The organism is Thermopirellula anaerolimosa, from assembly GCF_054657335.1.
In genome coordinates this window covers 3173866-3195982 of sequence record NZ_BAAHYX010000006.1, presented here as the reverse complement: position 1 = coordinate 3195982, position 22117 = coordinate 3173866, and the positions used below count along the sequence as shown (strand labels likewise).

At 62.1% G+C, this 22117-nt stretch carries 13 protein-coding genes; 4 read left to right on the top strand and 9 right to left on the bottom strand.

What is annotated here, in order from left to right; genetic code table 11:
- Positions 1-13 precede the first annotated feature (13 nt).
- The 4 genes from recJ to ACYQ6J_RS17425 all read left to right on the top strand — a co-directional run bounded on the left by recJ (position 14) and on the right by ACYQ6J_RS17425 (position 5093).
- Positions 14-1756 carry a single-stranded-DNA-specific exonuclease RecJ gene (gene recJ / locus ACYQ6J_RS17440; protein ID WP_460185475.1) on the top strand — a complete coding sequence of 581 codons (1743 nt, stop codon included), beginning with the start codon at positions 14-16 and terminating at the stop codon, positions 1754-1756.
- A 143-nt stretch (positions 1757-1899) separates the two neighbouring features.
- Entirely contained in the window at positions 1900-3360 is a 1461-nt protein-coding gene (locus ACYQ6J_RS17435) for a sulfatase (RefSeq protein WP_460185474.1), read from the top strand.
- A 96-nt stretch (positions 3361-3456) separates the two neighbouring features.
- The gene (locus tag ACYQ6J_RS17430; RefSeq protein WP_460185473.1) at positions 3457-3627 is read left to right on the top strand and encodes a hypothetical protein; all 171 of its coding nucleotides are present in this window, start codon (positions 3457-3459) and stop codon (positions 3625-3627) included.
- A gap of 44 nt (positions 3628-3671) precedes the next feature.
- On the top strand, positions 3672-5093 hold the full coding sequence (locus ACYQ6J_RS17425) for a sulfatase family protein (RefSeq protein ID WP_460185472.1): 1422 nt from the start codon (positions 3672-3674) through the stop codon (positions 5091-5093).
- Between the two features lie 133 nt (positions 5094-5226).
- Here the strand turns inward: ACYQ6J_RS17425 and ACYQ6J_RS17420 are convergent, their stop codons facing one another.
- From ACYQ6J_RS17420 to ACYQ6J_RS17380, 9 genes are all read right to left on the bottom strand, one after another.
- On the bottom strand, positions 5227-7167 hold the full coding sequence (locus tag ACYQ6J_RS17420) for a metallophosphoesterase family protein (protein ID WP_460185471.1): 1941 nt from the start codon (positions 7165-7167) through the stop codon (positions 5227-5229).
- A 215-nt stretch (positions 7168-7382) separates the two neighbouring features.
- Positions 7383-12707 (bottom strand): hypothetical protein, encoded by a 5325-nt coding sequence (locus ACYQ6J_RS17415; RefSeq protein WP_460185470.1) that lies wholly within the window; start codon positions 12705-12707, stop codon positions 7383-7385.
- Positions 12708-12786: 79 nt separating this feature from the next.
- The gene (locus tag ACYQ6J_RS17410) at positions 12787-14013 is read right to left on the bottom strand and encodes a type IV pilus modification PilV family protein (RefSeq protein WP_460185469.1); all 1227 of its coding nucleotides are present in this window, start codon (positions 14011-14013) and stop codon (positions 12787-12789) included.
- A 1-nt stretch (position 14014) separates the two neighbouring features.
- Positions 14015-15211 (bottom strand): pilus assembly FimT family protein, encoded by a 1197-nt coding sequence (locus tag ACYQ6J_RS17405; RefSeq protein ID WP_460185468.1) that lies wholly within the window; start codon positions 15209-15211, stop codon positions 14015-14017.
- Positions 15208-16149, bottom strand: coding sequence for a type II secretion system protein (locus ACYQ6J_RS17400; RefSeq protein WP_460185467.1), 942 nt, complete (start codon positions 16147-16149; stop codon positions 15208-15210). Before ACYQ6J_RS17400 ends, ACYQ6J_RS17405 begins: the two co-directional genes overlap by 4 nt.
- The gene (locus ACYQ6J_RS17395; protein ID WP_460185466.1) at positions 16146-17183 is read right to left on the bottom strand and encodes a type II secretion system protein; all 1038 of its coding nucleotides are present in this window, start codon (positions 17181-17183) and stop codon (positions 16146-16148) included. The genes ACYQ6J_RS17400 and ACYQ6J_RS17395 overlap by 4 nt, the downstream gene beginning before the upstream one ends.
- 310 nt (positions 17184-17493) lie before the next feature.
- Entirely contained in the window at positions 17494-18828 is a 1335-nt protein-coding gene (locus ACYQ6J_RS17390) for a type II secretion system F family protein (RefSeq protein ID WP_460185465.1), read from the bottom strand.
- Between the two features lie 148 nt (positions 18829-18976).
- Entirely contained in the window at positions 18977-20692 is a 1716-nt protein-coding gene (locus tag ACYQ6J_RS17385; RefSeq protein ID WP_460185464.1) for a GspE/PulE family protein, read from the bottom strand.
- A 197-nt stretch (positions 20693-20889) separates the two neighbouring features.
- Entirely contained in the window at positions 20890-22026 is a 1137-nt protein-coding gene (locus tag ACYQ6J_RS17380; protein WP_460185463.1) for a PilT/PilU family type 4a pilus ATPase, read from the bottom strand.
- Positions 22027-22117: the final 91 nt, after the last annotated feature.

The following is a 22117-nucleotide window of genomic DNA, read 5'->3' as shown; positions in this document are numbered from 1 at the left end:
GAGGCGTCGAGGCATGAAGAGGTTGTGGCGGATTGCGCCTCACCGGCGCGAGTTGATTGCCGCGGTCGCCCGGGAATTGGGAATCTCGGCGGTCGTGGCACAGATTCTCGTCAATCGCGGCCTGCACGACGCCGATTCTGCGCGGCGGTTTCTCGATCCGCAATTGCAAGCCCTTCATCCGCCGGAGACCCTTCCGGGCTGTGACGAAGCGGCGGCCATGCTTTGCGATGACATCGCGGCGGGGCGGCGGATCGTCGTCTACGGCGATTACGACGCCGACGGCATCACCGCGACCGCAATTCTCTGCAAGTGTCTCAAACTGCTCGGCGCGAATGTCGGGTACCATATCCCCAGTCGATTGGACGACGGTTACGGCCTGCACGCGGACACGCTTCGGGACTTGGCCCAATCCGGCGTGCAAACCGTGGTCACCGTGGACTGCGGCATCTCGGGAATCGCGGAAGCGGCGGCGGCCGAAGAATTGGGACTGCGGTTGATCATCTCCGATCACCACCAACCGGGGGAATCCTTGCCCCGGGTCGCGGCGATCGTCCACCCGCGACTGCGCGACCGTACTGCCCCGTTCGACGCCCTGAGCGGAGCGGGAACGGCCTTCAAGCTGGCCTGGGCCTTGGCCAAACGCTCCGGCAACGGCGAGCGAGCCTCCCCCGCCCTCAAGCAGTTCTTAGTGGAGGCGGTCGGTTGGGCGGCGATCGGCACGGTGGCCGACGTCGTTCCCCTCGTGGACGAGAACCGCATCTTGGTGCATTACGGTTGCACGCGAAGCCTGCCGCAAGCGACCGCCCCCGGACTCCGCCGCCTGATCGAACTTTCGCAATCCGGCAACTCCAAGACCGATAGCGAATGGTTGGCCTTCCAACTCGCGCCGCGACTGAACGCCGTGGGGCGGCTGGGACAGGCCGCCTTAGCCGTCGAACTGCTGCTGACCGATCGCCCGGACCGAGGCGCGGAACTCGCCCAGTACATCGACGAGATGAACCGCCGCCGAAAATCGATCGAACAGAGCATCTACCTCAAGGCGGTCAAACAGCTTAAGGAGCGATTCGATCCGGATCAAGCCCCGGCCTTCGTCCTGGCGGATCCCGACTGGCACCAGGGGGTGATCGGCATCGTCGCCGGTCGGTTGACCGAGAAGTATCATCGCCCGACCGTGCTGATCGCCCTGAGCAAGACGGGAGCGGGCGAGGGCGTAGGGTCCGCTCGAAGCGTTCCCGGCTTGAATCTCTACCAGGCCCTTTCGGCGTGCGGCCATCGGCTGCGGCGCTACGGCGGTCACGCATTGGCGGCAGGCCTGACCATCGACGAATCTCAGATCGAAGCCTTCCGGCACGAATTCTGCGAGTACGTCCGCGAGAACTTCGACGTCTCGCGGCACCCGCCCGAATTGCAAATCGATACGGAATTCCCCCTCAGCGTCTTCACGCTGGACGTGGTGCGGGAACTGGAACGGTTGGCTCCTTTCGGTATGGGCAATCCGCGGCCTCTTATGTGCTGCGAAAACGTCGAGGTGGAGGAGAAGCGTGTGGTAGGCAAGGATGCCCGACACGTTTCGCTCTCCTTGCGGCAACACGCCGCCAAGTTGCGCGGCGTGGCCTTCGGGGCGGCGGAGCGAATCGAAGATCTGGTGCTGGGCCGTTCGTTGGACGTTGCGTTTCGTCCCAAGATCAACGAATACAACGGGCGAGTCAGCGTTCAACTCGAAATCGTCGATTGGCGGTTGCCCGACCAACGCTGAGCGACTATTCTGGGAAACGCTTTCGGGAAGTTGTCGGCGTCGTCACGACCCGTTCGCGAAAGAGCCTCAAAGCCTTTCGCGTTTGGTCGGCCTCGGCGACACGCCGCGTCAACGCCTTTGTCTCCTTTTCCAGGAATCGCGCTATGCCGCTCATCCGTTCCCGGTTCGCAATCGTTGTCTTCGCGATGGTTTGCGGCGTCGTCGCCGACTCAGCCCGATCCGCGGGCGCGGAACCCTCGCCCCCGTCGCGCCCCCTGAACGTCATTCTGATCCTCATCGACGACCTCGGCGCCACGGACGTGAGTTACGCGGGCAGCCGGTTCTACGAGACGCCGAACATCGATCGCCTGGCAAAACAGGGGATGCGTTTTACCGCCGGTTACTCGGCTTGCACCGTCTGCTCTCCCACTCGGGCGGCGCTGATGACCGGCAAATACCCGGCCCGCCTGCACGTCACCGACTGGATCAAGGGCCACGTCCGTCCCAAGGCCAAGCTCCGCATTCCCGACTGGACGATGTACCTGCCGCTGGAGGAGACGACGATCGCGGAGCGTCTGCAAGCGGCGGGCTACGCCACGATCCACATCGGCAAGTGGCATTTGGGCGACTCTCCCTACTATCCGCAGCACCAAGGCTTCGACGTCAACCTCGGCGGGACGTTCATGGGGCAGCCCGGAAGCTATTTCTTTCCCTACGGCACGGGCGAACGCCGCGTTCCATTGGAGGGCGGTCGAGAAGGGGAGTATCTCACCGACCGTTTGGCCGCGGAGGCGGTTCGCCTGATCGAGGCCCACCGCGATCGCCCGTTTTTTATGTACTTCGCGCATTATGCGGTTCATACGCCGTTGCAAGCCAAACCGGAGTTGATCGACCGGTATCAGCGAAAACTGGACGAGGCGACTGCCCGCGGCGACGATTTGGACGGTCAGCAGTGCCCGGTCTACGCCGCCATGATTCACAGCATGGACGAGGCCGTAGGCCGCGTCACGGATGCCTTGGAACGCCTGGGGCTGGCGGAACGAACGATCGTCATATTCACGTCGGATAACGGCGGTTTGACGCTGCCCGCCTGCAAGCGAAAACCGGTTACGCACAACATCGGCCTGCGAGCGGGCAAAGGCTCGGCCTACGAGGGCGGCGTCCGCGTGCCGCTAATCGTGCACTGGCCGGGCGTAACTCGCCCCGGCAGCGTGAGCGACACCCCCGTCATCAGCAACGATCTCTATCCCACGATCCTGGAAATGACCGGCGTACCGGACGCGCCGGACCATATCTGCGACGGGGAAAGCATCGTGCCGATGCTCCAGGATCCGGCGGCGCCGCGGCGGTCGCCGCTGTTCTGGCATTACCCGCACTATCACCCCGGCGGCGCCACGCCGTACAGCGCGGTCCGCGACGGCGATTGGAAGCTTGTGCAATTCTTCGAGGACGAACACGTGGAATTGTACAATCTCCGAGACGATCCCGAAGAAGGCAGTAACCTGGCCGACAACATGCCCGAGAAGGCCCGGGAACTGAAATCCAAGCTGGAGTCGTGGCGGACCGCAGTGGGCGCCCAATTGCCCACCGCCAATCCGGACTACGATCCGAACGCGCAACCTTGAGGCCGCTTCCGTCGTCTTGCCCGCGCCGGGCGGGCGTCCTTCGGCAATGCTTCATTCGATGATCTTCATAAGTGGAGTCCACCCAGGATGTGAGTCATGGATTCTCAAGTCGCGCGTCGCAGGTTTTTATCGACGAACGCTGCGGCGATCGGGGCGGCCGCGTGGAGCGCCGTGATACCGCTCTCCGAAATGTCCTTGGCACAAGGCGGCGTGCCCGTGGAATTTCCCGACTTTACGGGCGGAAAATGGGAGACGGCGATTTCGTAAACCAAACGTTGTCAAATCTTCGGTAGAAGGGAGAGGCAATCGGTATGAAAACTCGATGGATCTCGGTGATGCTGCTTTCTATGCTGGGCGGATTTGCGGCCTTCGCAACTCCATCCCCGGCGGTGGAATCCGTTCAGGCGGCAGGCACACGACTGAACGTCGTGTTCATCCTGGCCGATGACCTGGGCTGGGGTGATTTGAGCTGCTACGGAAATCGGCAGTTCCGGACTCCCAATCTCGATCGATTGGCCGCGGAGGGGACGCTTTTCACGCATTACTATCAGGCGGGATCGGTGTGCTCCCCTACCCGCGCTGCTCTCATGACCGGTAAATACCCGGCCGAGTTGCGAATCCACGGGCACCTGGCTACGCCTCAACAAAACGCGAGTCGGGACATGCCGGACTATCTCGACCCGGCGGTGCCTACGCTGCCGCGACTCTTGCGGCAGGCAGGATATAAGACCATCCACGTCGGCAAGTGGCATTTGGGACGACCGATCGATGCACCGGAGGGTCTTTCCCTCTACGGGTTCGACGTGGCGAGGTGGATCGACTGCCGGGAAGGCGACCGTAATCTTTGGAGCATCGAAGAGCGTCCCCAAGCAAGCCGAGAGTTGATCGACGCCGCCATGGCCGAGATCGAAGCCCATCAGTCCGAACCCTTTTACTGCCAGATCTGGTTCAACGATCCGCATGCCCCGCTGGCGCCCAGCGCGGAGCAAATGGCTCCTTTTCGGCGGACGACGCCGGAGGGTTTCGCCAGCCCCTTCATGGTGTACGCCGCGACGGTGGTCGAAATGGATCGCCAAGTCGGGCGTCTAATGCGAAAGCTAAAAGAACTGGGACTCGAGGATCGGACGATCGTCGTCTTCTCGTCCGATAACGGTCCGGAGGACATCGACATCAGCAACGCCGCCTGGTCGGCCTACGGAAGTGCAGGCCCCTTGCGCGGGCGTAAGCGAAGTCTGTACGAGGGCGGCATCCGCGTACCGTTAATCGTCCGTGGTCCCACCGTTCCCGCCGGACGCGTCGATGATCGTTCCGTGATTTGCGGCGTGGATTTCCTGCCGACCGTCTGCGAATTGGCGGGAGCCGAGATCGCACCGGAAATCCGCGACGGGATTCGCGGGCAAAGCATGGCGACAGCTTGGCGCGGCGAGGAAACGACGCGCTCCCAACCGCTGTTCTGGGAGTGGCGATTCCGCATCTTCAATCATCCTTGGAATCGCTCGCCCATGTTGGCGATTCGGGAAGGAGATTGGAAGTTGCTGCTGAATCCCGATCGGTCTCGGGTGGAACTATACGACATCCCTCGCGATCCACGGGAACGGGATAATCTCGCTGACCGGCACCCGGATGTCGTGGAGCGTTTGGCGGAAAAGGCCATCGCCTGGCAAAAGACGCTCCCGCCGGGGATGGTCGAGGCAAGCGCAGGCAAGGACGACTATCCCTGGCCGGGACGCTGAACCAAGGCGATCCGCCGCCGCGCGGCGTGCAATCTCCGATTGATCGGTGCGATACCGCGGGATGACCGCCTGCGCCGCGAACCGATGGTGCGACGATCGTCACGGCCGAATCATGGCACCGTGCGGAGCAGGGTTACGGTAGTGCCGCTTCGATGGTTGCCGACGCGGTGTCGGCATCGACGGCGGCGACGCCCCGCACGATCCAGCCGTCCGGTCGATCCCGCCCGACCTTCACCGTGAACGTCCCCTGGCCGAACACCGGCGCTCGGTACGGGTTCTCCGTCACGCGCCGCGTGTAAAGGACCTCTCCGTCGCTCTCTCGCACCACTTGTACCACGGGACGGGAAACATTGACGAATTTCAGCGGCAGATAGCCGGAGGGTTTCCGCCCGTCGTTGTCCTCCACGCGAATGGTGATGGGCCAACCGGCGAACTGTGCGGCGTCGCCCTGCGAGAGGTCGGCATAGCGGGGCCAACACTCGAACCGAATCGTCCGCGAGCGTTTGTTGAAACGAATCAAGCCGTACCCGTCGGCCAGCTTGGCCTGGGGATTGCGTTGCTCGGCCTTCATGTCTTGGATGCGGTCGAACTCGGGATTCGCGTAGGCCAGCATCGTGATGTGGTTGCCAAGTCCGTCCAAATAGTCGCCCGTGTACGGCAGCGGACTATTGGGGATGGGATTGCCGCCCGGCTTGTGATCGGCCGGCTCCCACCATCGCGCGTAATAGCTGTTGACGATAGCCGGGCTTGTGAAACCGAAAGGACCGTCGCGGAAAGTCTCGATACCGTGCTGCACCACGACCGATAGATGCTGATCGCCGCACAAATGGCAGGCGGAAGCCCTGCGAATCGCCGTCAGCGCGGCGTTTCTTCCGCTCTGCGGCCATCCGTTGCAGTCCAAGTCGGCAATCAAGCGGTTATCGCGTGAACCGTGCAAGTGGACGGCGCCGCAAAAAGCGGTCTGCGACAGCACGGCCTTGATCTCGGCGCCCGTCCAATCCTGGGACCAACCGTCGAGGAACGCCAGTTGCCGCTCGCCCAGCAGTTGCAAGCCCGGCAAGTCGATCGCTTTCGGATCGTAGGAAGGATCGACGATGTGGTCGGGCCGAGGGCCCATTTGCGGAATCTTGCCCTTGGGACCGGACTTGAACTTGCGATCCTCCAGGATCGCGAAATCGACGCCGCCCACTCGAAGTCGCGTGAAATACACGCCGATTCCCCGGGCAATAGGGCGAGGATCGGCGGGATCGGGGAGGTGCCAAGTCTGGCAGCGTTCCACCATGCGAATGTATTCGGGCGGATAGAAGTAGCCGCCCGAGTCCCCCGCCGCCGAATCCGCCTCGATTCCCCCTTCGCCCCAAAGGTTGCCTTGGCCGATGTCGTGATCGTCCGGGATGGTTACCACGGGTCGATCTCGGATGATCTCGCGGAACTGCGTACCCCACAGCAGCCACGAGGCCGTGTGCTCCGTGTGGTCGTAACTTTGATCTCCCGCGAAAAACAACAGGTCGGGATCCTGCCGTTTCAGATTGGAGACCATCGGCTCACGATCGCCGCGGTCCTGATTGGATGTGCACGAAAGCGACGCCACGACGATTTCATTCTTGTCGATGGGATCGCGGCGAATCAGCCCCTCGAAAACGGCGGACTCGCCGTGCCGGACGCGATACGGCACCGAAACGCTGGAATCCCAAGGCTCCAAACGAAATTGTGCCGACCAACCGGGATAGATGACGGGCGCCTTCGCGACCTCCCGCCATTCGCCGTCCTTGAGCAACTCCAATCGCACCTCGCGCGGTTCGTCAGGTCGCAGCGGGAAGAGTTGGGCGGACATCTTCAGCACGCCGTGATCGTGCGTGTACAGCGCGAAGGCTACCACTTGATCGCGCGGCACGCGAACAAACTGTTGCAGAAAGCCTTGCGGTTCCCGATCCCAAATGTCCTCGCGGCACGCCAGATCCAATCGCTTACCCCGTTCGCCCGGAAAAAGCGATTCGCCTTCCGCGGTCGAGACGCCAAACGCCCAGCTACTGGAACCAAGAACAATCAGTACCGCAATCGCGCGTCGCATCATGATGCCTCCTCCCCAAGGTAGCTCGCAAATCGATCTTCGAAACGTCGCCAACCCATGCTAACAGCGCAGCGTCTGCCTGTGAAGCCTCGAAAGGCCTCCGCATGCGGGCGGTGGGGTCGGCGATTCCCCGGGCATCGGCTCAGAGAAAGCGAGCGGACCTCGCAAGGAATCCCTCGCGAGGCCCGCCGTGCGATTACGACGGAATCTCGTCTTCGCTATTCCAGGATCCGCTTGATGAGGATGGCCTTATCGACGTTGAGATCGCGGCCTCGCTTGAAGCCCACCGGCAGCGAACGATCCACGATGAAGAATCCGCGATGCCGTTTGATCTCGCCCGAGTCGCTGCCCAGTTCCTGACCCAAGCGATAGCCGTCGGGATAGATCTCGGCGATCTCTTGCGGAGTGAGACCCGGCGGCACGGTCGCCTGTGTAATCGGCTCGACCTCGAAGTAGCCGATCGTCACCCAGACGGCGTACACGTTGGAGCGCGTGGTTGCCAGGTTCCCCAACCGCATCAGGTCGCGATACCGGAAGAACGGGTTGCGGTTGATGTCGCAGTACTCCGATTCACGGTTCACGGACGGGTCCTCGGGATCCGTGGGCGGCGACTGGAAGAGCGGCGTCTTGGTGAATTCCGGCCGATTATTGTCGTAGCGTACTTGCGGACGCAACAACGTGGCGTTGACTTCCCGCTCGATCATGTCTTGCAGCGAGGGATTGTTGCCGCCGACGGGCGTGGTGGGCGGGACATTACTGAAACCGCCGAAATTGCGGAACGGGTTTCCCAACCGCGTCGGATAGTCGGGGTTGAGTTCCAACATTCGACTGAGCCAGGCCGTGCCGTTCACCAAGTATCCTCGTCGGCTATCCAAAAACTGGAGCCAGAAGGCCGTTAGCGGATCGTTGGCGTCAGCCCAGTTCGGTTGCGTAAAGACGCCCGCCGGATGATTGAGCAACGACCGCCAGATCTCGGGGGAATACACCGTGTTGATGTTCAGCTTGCCCGGTTCGCGGTATGCCGGGATCACATGGTACGGCGGTCGGAATCGGGACGGCAAGGTGCCTACCGCCTGCGGATTCATCTGAAATTCCGTGTTCACGAACGGCGAAGGCACCCGCACGAAATCGAGTACGCGGTGGAATTCCGGAGCGGCGGCGCTGCCCGTTCCCGCCCCCACGGACCAGAAGAAGTTCAAAAGATGCGGGTATGGGTCGTCATCAACGGCGGCATCCGGGGGAACGGCCGTCGGATTCGGCGAGTAAGGGTTGAGATCCGTCTCCGGATTCGTACCGTCGAACGGCACCCGATAGTATTTGTAGTAGTTCGTCGCATCGTAGGCCAGCAGTCGCGACGACGGCAAAGCCGGTACCAGCAGCAGTTCCAGAGGGTTGGTGAACGGGCGATTGAGCCACGTCAACCAAGGAGTCGGACGGACCGCATCGCCGTTGTACGGCGCCGGACCGGGCCGAGGAATCCCGAAACGCTCGTTCAAATAGCTCAGCGTGTGCTTCAAACGACGATTGAATCGCCCCGTTACCGCCGTGGCCGGATCGTCGGTGACGATCTTCGGGCCGGGTTCCTGCTTCCACAAGATACGAAATTGGTTGGCGTCGTCGATCGTATTTCCGTTGTTCGGATCGGGAACGTCGTCGTTCCGCTCGCCCCGCTGCCGGGTGTGGAACATGACGTCCGCTTCCGACAACACCTGCGAACCGTCTTCCGACAAATCCTCCGCCGTGTCGCGTCCGTTGAAAGCCGTCAAATCCACGGTGGCAGCGTCGATGGTGCGATACGGGTTCAGAACCGGGTCGTACGGCAACAGCGGGTTGGCGAGTCGCTGGAGATACACCACGCGGAAATTGGCGGTCGTGCCGTTCCGCCCCAAAAGGTCGTTCCACGTCTGCCCCAGGGTCGAATCCAAGTCGTTGCGTTGCGCATCCAGCGGTTTGTCGATCACTTGGACCGTCCCCGGCGGATCTTCGTATCGCCCGGTGGCCGAATTGTACTGAATCGTGTTGCCGATTTCGTCGACTTGACTGATCTCGATGGCGTCGTAGCCCGTCACCGGTTCCGAGACGCTTAGTCGCATTTCCTTGTCGTTGGGAACACCGGGCGGCAGAGCGACGGTGGGAGAGACGTATCCTCGGTCCATTCGGATTCCCACCGGCGGGTTGACGCCCGGCGGAACGGCATCGCCGCCCGCCGAAGTGTTATTGGATACGGTAACGGCATTCGGCTGGACCTGGATGAAGCGGTCCGTGTTGGGGTCGGGCTGATCCAATTGGAAGCCGATGAAGGTTCGATCGCCGGTGGGTTGCCCCGCCGGTGCCACCACGGCGTAGCGACCGGGCAGAATCTTTCCGATGCCCGATGCGTAATTCGGCCCGGGGTAATAGCTGACCTTGATCGTCGCCTCCTCGGGGAATCCGGCTGCGGGGCGCGGAACAAAGTAGGCCGCTCGCTCGATCTCCGGTCTCTTGCCGGGGTCGGGATCATCCGGATCTCGCGGCAACCCCGGCGCGTTCGGATCGGGTTCCGACGGCGCGATCACCAATCGCCAAACGGGTTCGCCGTTGGGAGTCGTCCGGGTCAAGTCCACTCCCGGCGGATTGGCCGGACTCGTGGTCGCCGTATCCAACTCGGATGCGGGCGGTTCATTTTCGAACCAAGGGTTATACAACTCCACGAACAACGACCCTTGCGGGCGATATCGCTGGTCCAAATCGCGGACTTGATCGCCTTTCTGATCCTCCCCGTCCTGCGGTTGCGGCGGATTGTACGCATAGCCGTAGGCCGGCAGATCTTCCGTCCGCCGGTCGTGGAAGGCCAACGTCTCGCTAATCAGCAACTCCGGACGCTCACAACCCCAAACGACGTGTTGGGAATCATTGGGCGGATTCCAACCGTCGAACGGATTCTCGTCGAACGCGAACCGGGTCATGATGGAATCGCGATCGCGGAAATCCACCACGTTGACGGCCCATTGGGCGATCATCCGTGCCGTTTGGAGTCTGCTCCCACCGGTCAACGTATCCAGGTAATCGAGGTCCGCCACCGCCATCATCAAGACGTACAAATGTCGAGCATAAGCCTGCCGCGGATCTTCGAGGCTGCCAGGCTGGCCGTTGCCGTCATAGTCGAAGGGCACGGCGGGGCCCGGTCCGGTTTGGGTCTGATAGGCCCAGGCGTCTTGGCCGGGTTCCGGAAAGGCCTCCGAGACGTCATCCACGACGTTGTCCGCATTGTTATCTTGACCGTCACCCAACGGACGATTGAGGTCCAGCCGCAAACCGGCAAAGAGGTCGGGCGGAAACAAAACGTGCCACTCTTGCGGATTCACTACGTTGAAACGCTGCGTAATGTGTTCCGGAAGTTGGCTTCCCCACGCGGTTCGTGAGCGTCTGCTGCCGGCCAATCCCGGCGCGGGAACATCCCAGCTTTCGGTCGTGACCAGGTGCCTCGCTCGAATGATGTCCGGCACCAATTGCCGCAGGCGCGGGGCCAAATTCTTGCCGTCGGCGTCGAAGGGCCGCAAAACGGCCTCCAGTTCCGCCGGCGTAAACGGGGCATCCACGGCGTCCGATTGGCCCGCCGTCACCCGGTGCCGATTCCGCTTGGCGGTCAGGTCCACCTTGTAGGGGTTGGCCAAACCGGCCATCGTCCACAGGGCTTGCGGTTGCATGTAGATGGGTCGGCCGCGCAAGTCGAGCCCCACTTCCAAAGCGCCCATCATGTCGGGCGGACTGCCGTAGGCCGTCGCCGTGCCCGGGCCGAACGGCGCCCAAAGCGTCTGTCGCCAGTCGTTGGGGTACATGAAGTATTTGTTCACCAGCAGCGGCGAGATTTGGCCGGTGATCCCTGCCGCCGGATAGGGAGGCGGGGGCGCCAGCCACAGCAAGCGTTCGCCGTAACGTCCCGCCCAAGGCCCCGTCGGCGGCGGAACGTCCTGCCCGATCAGGATTCGCGCGTAGGCGTCGCGCCAGGCCGGGCTTGCGCCGCTGGTTCCCGTCAAGACCTGGAACAACGGTCCCAGATTGATCTCGGCCGGACCGAAGCCCAAGCCGCGAACCCATCGCGCCTCGGCCCTGGCCAACTGACCGGCGGGGAGATTCGTCGGTGGAAGGGTGATGTCGCCGTCGGGCAGTGCGTCGCCGCTCGTGTCGCCGCCGGTTCCCAACAACCAAGGCACGCCCTGCGGCACGCCGTCCAGATTCGCCGTATCCCGTTGGTAGTACCGCTCGTCCGTCTGCACGAGCGAACCGTGCGCATTCAAATTGAGTCGACCGTCCAAGTCCGTGCAGAGAATCGCCGCCAACGGCTTGTATCGCCGACCGTCCGGGAGCGTACGCACCGGAAGACCTACGTCCACCCAAATGCTGTCGGGCACGCCGTCGCCGTCATTATCCACATCCCAGGGACCGCTCAATTCGCCGACGAAGCGATCCGGAACGCCGTTGCTATCCGAGTCCGCGACGGGACCGTCGAGGTAGTCGGGATTGCTGCCGTCGAAGTCGGGATGAAACACTCGCTGCGGACGGAGGATGAACTTCCGCTTGAAGCGAGCGATTTGCACCTGGAGCGGCGGCGGCAACGCCAGCGTGGGATCCTCGGGACGCAGCAACGCCCGAAAACGGTCTTGCGGGTCGCTGATCGCCCCCCAATTGATGTTCGGAACCCGATCGTTGACGGCCTGCTGAAACCAGTACGCGGTCAAAGCGACGCGGTGGTACGAGGGTTCGGGAACCAACACGTTTCCGTTGGCCGGGTCCTGAACCACCATCGCCAGGAACATATTTTGATAATCCGGGGCGTCGTAGTCCTCGTTGGCCGACAGCGGGCGATCGTCCGCCGTGCCGGGCACGCGATCCGCTCCGGCCCAATAGTTCAAAAACTCGCCTTGAGAGGGATTGGGGAGCAACGCGAAGGGCAGTCCATTGCCGTCGGCCGCGGCCAGGGTATCGGAACCGTCATAACCCACGCCCGTCCCGCCGAACGGATCCCGATTGACCACGGCCCGAATCGTGTACCCCTGCGACAAGACGTTGGCGATCGCGGCGGGTGAAATGGTTTCCGAAAACACCAACCACTGCCCGCTCGCGCCGTCGTAATCCACGATACGTCCGGTTTCGCCGGCCAAGGGGGTGTTGACCAGGGTCAACAAACCGCCCACCCAGCGCTGCGGATTGCTTGCCGCCAACGGATTGACCGCCCAAATCTGCCCCGTGCCCGAGGGCGGCGACGCGAACGTCAGATTGCCCTCCAACACCGAGTCGCCGTAAACGTCCTCCAGCAGGCTGTGGCACCAGATGACGGAGGCGGGGTTGTTGCTTCCCCGTACCACCTGCATGAGGGCCTGGTACACGGTTTTCTCCGGCGGGTCGTACTGAACTTGGTGCAACTTGGCGGTTTCGGCCCCGCGACGCGCGAAGCCGGTGACCACCACGAAGGCCAGGACCACCACGCCGAAAACCGCCAGCAGAGCCAGCACCAACAGAAGGACGACGCCGCGTCGTGAGGCACGAGGTTTTCGGCACGCCATGGGTAGTTTCATCCTCATTATGCGGTTATGCCCTTGCCGGCCCGTTCCGAAACTCTCCCTCATACATCCCGACTTCCCGTCACTGCGTGCGGAACGACCAGGGAGCCGCGCGATCCGGTTCCACCGTCTCGGTATAGACGCCGTAGACGTTCGGGAGGATGACGGCTTGAGCTTCGAGCAAGATGCCGTCCCCGTCGGAATCGATGCCGCTCGTCGAGTTCCAGTTCAAATTCCAATCCGGTCCCGCCAGGGTCAGTTCGCGGTAGTATCGATTGGGATCGCCGCCGAAAGGATGAGGGTGATCCGCCGGGCCGTATGTCTCGCCGGGTGAAAGCACGCGGTACCACGCGAAGACCTTCCGCGGCGGATTGGAAGGCAACCTTCCCGCCAGCAGCAACCATTGTCCTTCCGCCACGTCCAGCGCGGCAAAGCCGTCTTGACCGCCTTGCGGTGTGAACGAAAGCCGCACGTCTCCGCCGCCGATGCCTTGCCCCAAGAAGTTGACGGCCGCCACGCGCTCGGACGGCGCCTCGGCGGTGGGATCGTCCCGCCAGGTCATGTCCCGATTACGGAAAACCACGACCGACACCGAGTACTTTTGGCTATCCGAAGACACGCCGGGCGTCACCGTAGGGACCACGGTCACCATCCACGAGTACATACCCTGGAAATCGGGGCGGACCGGCGGACCCGGCGGCGTTTCCCAGGCCATGGCCGGCAGGGCAACCGCGTTCACACCCGCCGCCCGAAACAGCATCCTCGGTCGCGACAGCGCTCCGTTTTCGAACAAGAGGTCGTCTTCCGCCCGAAACAATCGCCCATAATAGTCCGCCGAATTGGGCGGCGCCCAATTCAACGTCACGCGATTCATGGTCAACACGGTGGTCGGATCGTAATACGGAAAACGATCCAAGTCCGGTTGAGGCCCGGATGCCTGCAAGGTCCAGGCGATAAACAAGGGATCGATACAGTAGGCCTCGCCCGGGGACAGGGCCGCGTTGGGGTTGTTGACCGGCAGTAGCGGCGAACCGTCCGGTAAGACCCAAGTTCGTGCATTGAGCACCTCGCGGACGCGAACTTCCGCCAAGGCGTTGCGTCCCACGGCGGCGGTACGGTCGGCGATCAGCGTCCGAACGGCGAGAAAGTTGCCCATGCTGACCGCAGCGGCCACGCCCAGCATGCCGATCGTCAGCACGAACATGGCGATCAGCACTTCCAACAGATTGAAGCCGCTCCGCGTCGCGAGAGCGACTCGCGGCCCGTTTCGCCCGAACATTTCACGGCGGTGGAAGCAACGGCGTCGCACGTCAACGGCCTCCTATTCCCCGCATGTTGCGAGCGTCATCCCGCGCAACGACCAGCGTGGATGGGGTCTTCACACCGGTCGCGGCGACGGTGTCGCCCAGCAGGGGAGCGGTCAAAACCAGCCCGGTGTTCGGGTTGATCACGATCCAAAAGTTTGTGATATCCTGCCAGTTATAGAGTCCGTCTTCGGCCAGCGGCGCTCCGCCCGAATCCGCGGGCATGCGTTCCCATCGCCCGACCAGAAAGTACAAGACTTCGGTGACCGCGCGCGGCGTGTCCTGGTAGTAAACCGTGGAAACTCGCCCGTCGGGATTGAACATCACGATGACAGAGGAGGGGTCTTGCACGCCGGGAGCGGCGGCGTCCTTATCCACGGGCACGAATCCCAGCGGCGGACCGGTCAATGCCATGCTGTCGGTACCGGACGCCGTCAAATCGATCACCGTCCGACCGGGAAGCCGAACCGGCGCTGCCGCCGTCGGTTCCGGACGCCGCGTGATCTGGAAGGCCAATCGTCGGGAGCCTACCCCGTTGCCTTGAGGCGGCCAAGGCGCGTTCGGCGCCGCGGAAGGCCACGCCGGTACGACGCCCTCCGCCGGGTCCAATTCCACGAGCATCGCGACCGGGTTCACTCCCACCGGAAAAGCGGGGTCCCCGAGCGTATCGTCCGGATCGGCATCCGGGTTGCCGTCAAAATCCGTATCCAATCCCACGACGCGATACGGCACCGCTTGATACTCGAACCGCACGAGGTCCCCGATATGCACCGGCACGACCTGCGTCAGCATCGCCGCCACGTCTCCCGGAGCCTCGAAAAGCACTTGGAAACGATTGGTAGCGCCCAGGCGACGCACGCGAACCCGCGCGCCGATCACATCACCGGCATACAGCGGCGGTTCCTCCACCATCCGCAGACTTACGGCGGCGTCCGGTTGGATTTTCAATCGCTCAATGGAAACGCCGACGGGCCTTCCCGTTTCCATGGCGCGACTTCGCGCTGCGGCGAAAAACACGCTCACGGTTCGGGCGGCCTCGCGCATCCGCCGCTGTTCCATCATGGGACGCAGTCGCGGCACCATCACGGCCAAAAGAATCAGCATGATGGTGACGACCACCAAAAGTTCCAGCAGCGTCAAACCGCGGCGCGAGGGACCGCCGCCGCGAAGGTTCCGGCCTGCTTGTGTCGCGAGATGCTTCATTCCAGCGACTCCACGGCGTGATTGTGGATGTTATCCTCGTGCCGCATGAACTCCGGGTTGCTGCTGTCCACGGGCGCACCGACGGGATGCATGTACCACTGCTTCCAATTCACGAAGTAGCCCAAATTGCCTTGCAAATCCAAGCCGAAAACGCCGTCCGGACCTGCCGAGTAGATTAGCGGCACCAACCGCCAAGCCCCCGGATCGACGCGCATGGGATCGAAGGGATCGTGATCACGGTTCTTCTCTTCGATGGGCGCCAGGGGATGCAACTGGATGTCCGATTCGGTGAACCCGGGAGCGCAGCGGATGAAATAGATCGGCCGTCCCCAACCGTCGATGAACTCCAGATAACCGTCGCCGTCGGTATCCCCGATCTCCGAATCGCTGAACATCTCCCGCGAACCGGGAGTCCCCAAGGTCACCACCAAGTACAGCATTTCGGCCGGCGACTGATCGCCCGAGGGTTGCCCTCGCAATTGAAACTGCCGAAAATAGGCCCTTGCCAAAGGCGTCCGATAGATTTCGCGGGTGACGGGCTGACCGTTGACCGTGATCGAGTATGTCAACGGATCGTTTTCATTCGGCGGATAGGCCACGTCGCTCAAGCGATCCGGCATTTCCCATGCCATCAAGCAGCGGATGGCCCAAAGGCGGAACTCCGCCGCCGCCGGCGGAGGCAATCCGCGCGTATTGATGGGGACGCGGCGCGTGCGGTACGAATCGTACCGCTCCATGATGATTTGGTTGATCTTGGCGATGGTGGATTTGGTCTTGGCGATGCGGGCGCTTTCCCTGGCCCGGGCGACCCCGGCCCACACCAACCCCGCCAAGATGGCGATGATCGTAATCGTCACCAATAGCTCGGCCAGCGTGAATCCCGCTCGCGCGGGACGGCGCCTCGCCTTTTCGACCTTTTCCCGCGGTGACGCGCTCATTGAATCTCACTCTCCAGTTTCGGCGCGAAATTGGTGATGTTGTCGAAGTCGCCGCCGTCCGCCGAAAAGCCTTGTCCGGAGATCGTGAACCGGAAGGACACCACGTTGCCCGAGGAGTCGCGACCGTTCCCGAACACGCCGTCCAACCCGGGATGGATAATCTGAAACGTCTCCGGATTGCGCCAATTGCGTTTGCTCGCGGCTTGGGCGGGATCGGCGGGCGCGCCCAACTGCGGATCGCCGTCCAAGTACGGCACCGCGATATTGCTGCGGTTGGCCTTGGGGTCCGGATCGGCGTCGCTGAAGTGCACGTACTTCATCGGCTGGAATGCACCCCCGGATATCAGGCCGTACTCGAAACGCCCGTTATTTGCGTCCCGCTGTGCACGAAAATATACCACCGGCGAACTCGTCGGTCCTTCCATGTAGTAACGCAGGATCCCAACCGCGTCGTTGGTGATTTTCTTCGGATCGAACTCGAACATCGGCCCGGTCCGCGGCTGACCGTATTGGAACGGGTGCTCCTCATCGGCGTGGAAACCGGCGGGTTTCCAGACGCCGCTCGGCGCTTCTTCGGGCAAGCCGCCCAACCAGAACACCAGCGCGGAGGCGGGATCGAGCTTGGTGGGGTCCAAGCCCGCCGCCGTCAAATCGGCCGCGAACTGCACGATCGGATCCGCTCCCGCCGCATACTTGGGCCACCGTTTGCGAAGGTGTCGCCGCAGGTCCTGCTCGGCCTTGGCTTGCGCGGCCGGGCCTTCGCCGCCGTTCCATCCCCAGAAGTCCGGCGGAAACTCGCCGTACTCGTTCTTGTACTGCATCAGCGAGGCTTCGAGTTGCTTGATCTGGGTGTAGATCGCGGCTTCGCGCGCCCGAGCACGGGCATAGATCGCCGCCGCCGAAATCAACCCCGCCAAGATGCCGATGATCACGATCACCGTCAGCATCTCGACCAAGGTGAAGCCCGAGCGGGCGAACGGGATCGAGCCGCGCCCAACGCGGCCATCGCGGCGACAGGACACGCAACGGGACATGGAAACAACCTCCCGGCCGTATGCGGCCGATTGTTGGAACCGGCGAGCGGGGCGCTGCGCCCCTGCGGTCGCTCGGCCATGATATGGATTTCGCATGGACACGATCACGGGCCGACGGCTTGGAGGTCCCTCACGGGGCAAGCGTTCGCGCATCCGTCCGTCCTTTGCCGGTCGTTTTCCTCGCCCTTATGGTTCGGCGATTCGCCGCCTCGTTCGCGGCGATCCGCCCGCGGCCCGTTTGCGATGAGATTCCTTCCCCCGCGATCGCCGCCGCCCTTGCCCGAGTCGGCCGCGATCCGCGCGTTCCGCTTCAACCTGACAGCTTTTGGATCAGGCTGATGAGGGGGAGAAACAGAGCAATCACAATAAAACCGACCATGCATCCCAAAACGATGATCAGGATCGGCTCGAACAAACTGAGCAAGCTTTCCGTCAGGATCGCCACCTCCTCGTCGTAATTGTCGGCGATCTTGTACAACATGGTGTCCAATTCACCGGTCTCCTCGCCGACGTCCACCATATTGATGGCGATATCCTCCATCACCGGATTATTCCAGCGCGTCAAATAAAGCAGTAATCCGATCGGACCGCCCACGAAGAAGAACCACCACCATGCGGTGACGGGATGGAACCCCGGTCGGGCATAGTCCTTGAGCGGCTTGGAGATGGTCTCGCCGTCGCGAATGGCATCCAGCACCCGCTGATACAACCGCTCGAAGACGGCGTTGGTCGAGGTATCGCGCGTGATGGTCAGGGCTTCCAGGATCGGCACGCCGCTGGCCACCAAGGTGCCCAAGGTTCGCATGGTCCGCGCGATGATGTTCTTCTCGATCAATTGCCCGAAGATTGGCAATCGCAACTTGAATAAGTCCCAACCGAACCGCCCGTATGGGAACATGCACGTCAATTTGACGAACAGCCAAATCCCGAAGGGCACGCCGGGCAGGAGGAACCACCAATTGAACAGGATATTCGAGGCTGAGATCAGGATCTGCGTCATGGCGGGCAGATCGGTCTCGAACTCGTCGAAGATCTTTTGGAATTGGGGCACGATCTTGAGCATGATGAAGACCAAGATCGCGACCGCGAAGACGATGACGGCGATCGGGTAAACCAACGCCCCCTTGACCTTCCGACGCAACCACAAGGCGCGTTCCTGGAACTCGGCCAAGCGGCGAAGAATGACTTCCAAGGCACCGCCCGCCTCGCCCGCCTTCACCATGTTGACGTACAACCGGTCGAAGGCTTTGGGGCACTTGGCCATGGCCTCGGACAACGTGGCCCCGCCCTCGATTTCGTCGATGACGTCGATGAGCGCGTTTTTCAGGCTGCCGAACAGGGCGGGCTTGGCCTGAGCTTCCAAGATCTTCAAGCTCCGCAAGATCGGCAGACCGGCGTCCTGAAGCACCGAGAGTTGCTTCGTGAACGTCGTCAAGACCTTAGCGTTCACTTTCCCCACGGAGAAGGTCTTGCGACTGGCGGCCTTCTTGTCGGCGGCCTTCTTTTCTTTCTTCGGGGCTATTTTTGTGATGTAATAGCCCATCTGCCGAATCGTAGCTTCGGCTTCATCCTGCGTAGCCGCCTCGATGACGTCCCGGATTTCCTGTCCGGTGGCGTCCATGGCTTCGAATTGGAACTTGGGCATGATTGGCTCCTCGCTCCCGACCGCCCGTCGCCCACCCTGTCGCCAAGGCTCGACGACGAATCCACCGTTTTCCCGCGCGTGCTAATGTTTCCCGTCGGCCGATCGGCCGACCGCCGTGGCTTGCCCGCGATTGCCGGCCTATCCGCGATCAGGCCTCGATCGTGGTCTCGCGGACCACTTCTTCAATGGTCGTCATACCTTCATACACTTTGTCCAAGCCGTCTTGACGCAACGTCCTCATCCCAGCCCGCATGGCCGCGTCCCGCAATTCCTCCGTGGAAGCGCCGCTATGAATCAGCTCTCGAATCTCATCCGTAATCGGCATGAACTCGAACAGGCCCATCCGCCCCTTGAACCCCGTGTTATTGCAGGTAGTACAACCGCGCCCCCGATAGAACGACTTGCCGATCACGTCCTCCGGAGTCATTTCGAGATCGGCCAGGGCCTCGGTACTGGGCACCGTCAGCTCCCTGCAATTGGGGCAGATCTTGCGGACCAACCGTTGGGCCAAAATCGCCTCCACCGTCGCGGTGATCAAGAATGGCTGCACGCCCATATCCCGTAACCGCGCGATCGAACTTGGCGCGTCGTTCGTGTGCAGCGTGCTGAACACCAAGTGACCCGTCAGCGCCGCTTGCACCGCGATTTCCGCCGTCTCCAAGTCTCGGATCTCGCCCACCAAAATGATATCCGGGTCGTGCCGCAAAATCGCGCGAAGACAGTTCGCGAAGGTATTTCCGATTTCCGAATCGATCGGAATTTGGACCAATCCGTCGATGGAGTACTCCACCGGGTCCTCGGTCGTGATGATCTTATCCTCGACGGAATTCAGTTCGTTCAATGCCCCGTACAGCGTGGTCGTCTTCCCCGATCCGGTGGGGCCCGTCACCAAGACGATACCGTGCGGCCTGTGGATGACATCGCGGAATTGCGCCAACGTCGTGGCGTTCATGCCCACGTTGTTCAGGTCCAGGGCCACCACGGACCGGTCCAGCACCCGCAACACGCAACTTTCGCCGAACATGGTCGGCAACACGCTCACCCGCAGGTCCACCGGGTGTCCGCCCACGGATAGACGAATCCGCCCGTCCTGCGGCAAACGCCGCTCGGCGATGTCGAGGTTGGACATGACCTTGATCCGGGTCGTGATGGCGAAGGCCAAGTGCCGCGGCGGCGGGACCAACTCGTACAGCACGCCGTCCGCGCGGATGCGGATGCGAAATTCGTTCTCGAAAGGTTCGAAGTGCAAGTCGCTGGCGTGATCCTTGATGGCCATCAGCAGGACCATGTTCAACAACTTGCGGACGGGGGCGCTCTCGGCCAGGGCTTCCACGCTCGCCAAGTCCACAACGCCGTCGCCGGCCAACGACTCGGCTGCCTTGCTCAATTCCTCGTCCCGCTCCAGGTCCTCGATGATCTTCTCCACGCTCTCCGACCCGGAATAGTAGCGTTCCAAAGCCCGATTGATCTGCCGTTCCGTCGTCACCACGGGCCGAATGTCGTAGCCCAAGAAGCTCCGCAATTCATCGATCACGGAGAGCTTCTGAGGCTCGCACATGGCGATCGTGAGGGTATTATCCTGGAACGAGACCGGGATGATCTTGTAGAGCTGAGCCATCGGCTCGGTGATGCGGTTGAGGACCTCCGGCGGGACCACCACATCGTTGAGTTGGATGACTTGCAAGTTGAATTGCTCGGCCAAGGCCTGGGCCAATTGATCGTCGTTGATCAGGCCCATGCGGATGGCGATTTGCCCCAGCAACTCCCCTTTATGTTGCTGCTGTTCCTCCAGCAACAACTCGAGTTGCTGCTCGGAGATGAAGCCCAAGTCCACCAGAATCTGTCCGATACGCCGAATGGCCATCCGCGAGTCGCCTTCACCAACAAGAGACGGAGCCCGGAGCAACCGAGGCGGACTCCGTCCGGTTTTTCGCTACATCGGCGGGAAAAGGGTCCCTCGCCCGCGCCGTCTGCGGAACAAGAGCCCAATAAGAACGCGACGGATGCTCTGCGATGATGCCCAATCGAATTCGCGTCCTCACCCTCGCCCGATCCGCAACTTTAACGTTGCTGAGCGGCCTCCCTTTCCAAACGTTTTCTCGCTTCCTCTTCGTCTTCCAACATTCCCCGTTCGGCCCGCGCGATCCGCGACGTCAACTCGTCCGGACCGTTGGCCCGCAATATCGCGTCCTTCTTATCGATCTTCCCCTCCTGCCACAGGCGGAAGAGATGATCGTCGAGGAGTTGCATGCCCAATTTGTACCCTGTCTGAATGGCTGAATTGATGCGGAACGTCTTGTTTTCACGGATCAGGTTGGCGATGGCCGGTGTGACGACCAGCATTTCGTAGGCGGCCACCCGGCCCCCGCCGATCTTGGGCAAAAGTTGCTGCGACAAGATCCCAATGATGGAGGTCGAAAGCTGCGTACGAATCTGCTCCTGTTGGTTCGTGGGGAAGACGTCGATGATACGGTTGACCGTCCCCTGAGCGCCGGTGGTGTGCAACGTTCCGAAGACGATGTGCCCGGTTTCGGCCGCCGTAATGGCCGCCTCGATCGTCTCCAAGTCCCGCATTTCGCCGACGAGGATGATGTCGGGGTCCTGACGCAAGGCCCGCCGAATCGCCTCCGCGAAACTCGGCACGTCCACGCCCACTTCGCGCTGGTTCACCGTGCAGCGTTTGTGCGTGTGATAGAACTCGATCGGGTCCTCGATCGTGATGATGTGGTGATCGACGTTCTCATTGAGATAGTCGATGGCGGCGGCCAAGGTCGTGGACTTTCCGGAACCGGTCGGGCCGGTTACCAGAATCAAGCCTCTCGGCCGCATAATGATTTCCTTCAAGACCGGCGGCGTACCCAACTCCTCGAAGTTCATCAGCTTGTTGGGAATCTGCCGCAGCACCATCCCCACGCATCCCTTCTGCTTGAAGATGGAGACGCGGAAACGGGCCTTGTCGCCGAACGCGAAACCGAAGTCGGAACCGCCGACCTCCTGCAATTCTCGCTGGCACCGCTCAGGCGTGATGCTCTTCATCAGCGAGACCGTATCCTCCGGTTCGAGGACCTTGGTCTCCAAACGAACCATGCGACCGTCCAATCGCAAAACCGGAGGTTGCCCCACCGCGATGTGAAGGTCGCTGGCCTTGCGTGCAACTACCGTGTTGAGAAGCTTATCGATGAGAAGTTGTTGAGCCATGCCTCGATCACCGTCCTAGACGCCCCTGCGCAGCGCCGCAACCGTCGTTCTTCCCGACCCGTATCGGGCCGGCGCTCCGCCTCACCCCGCA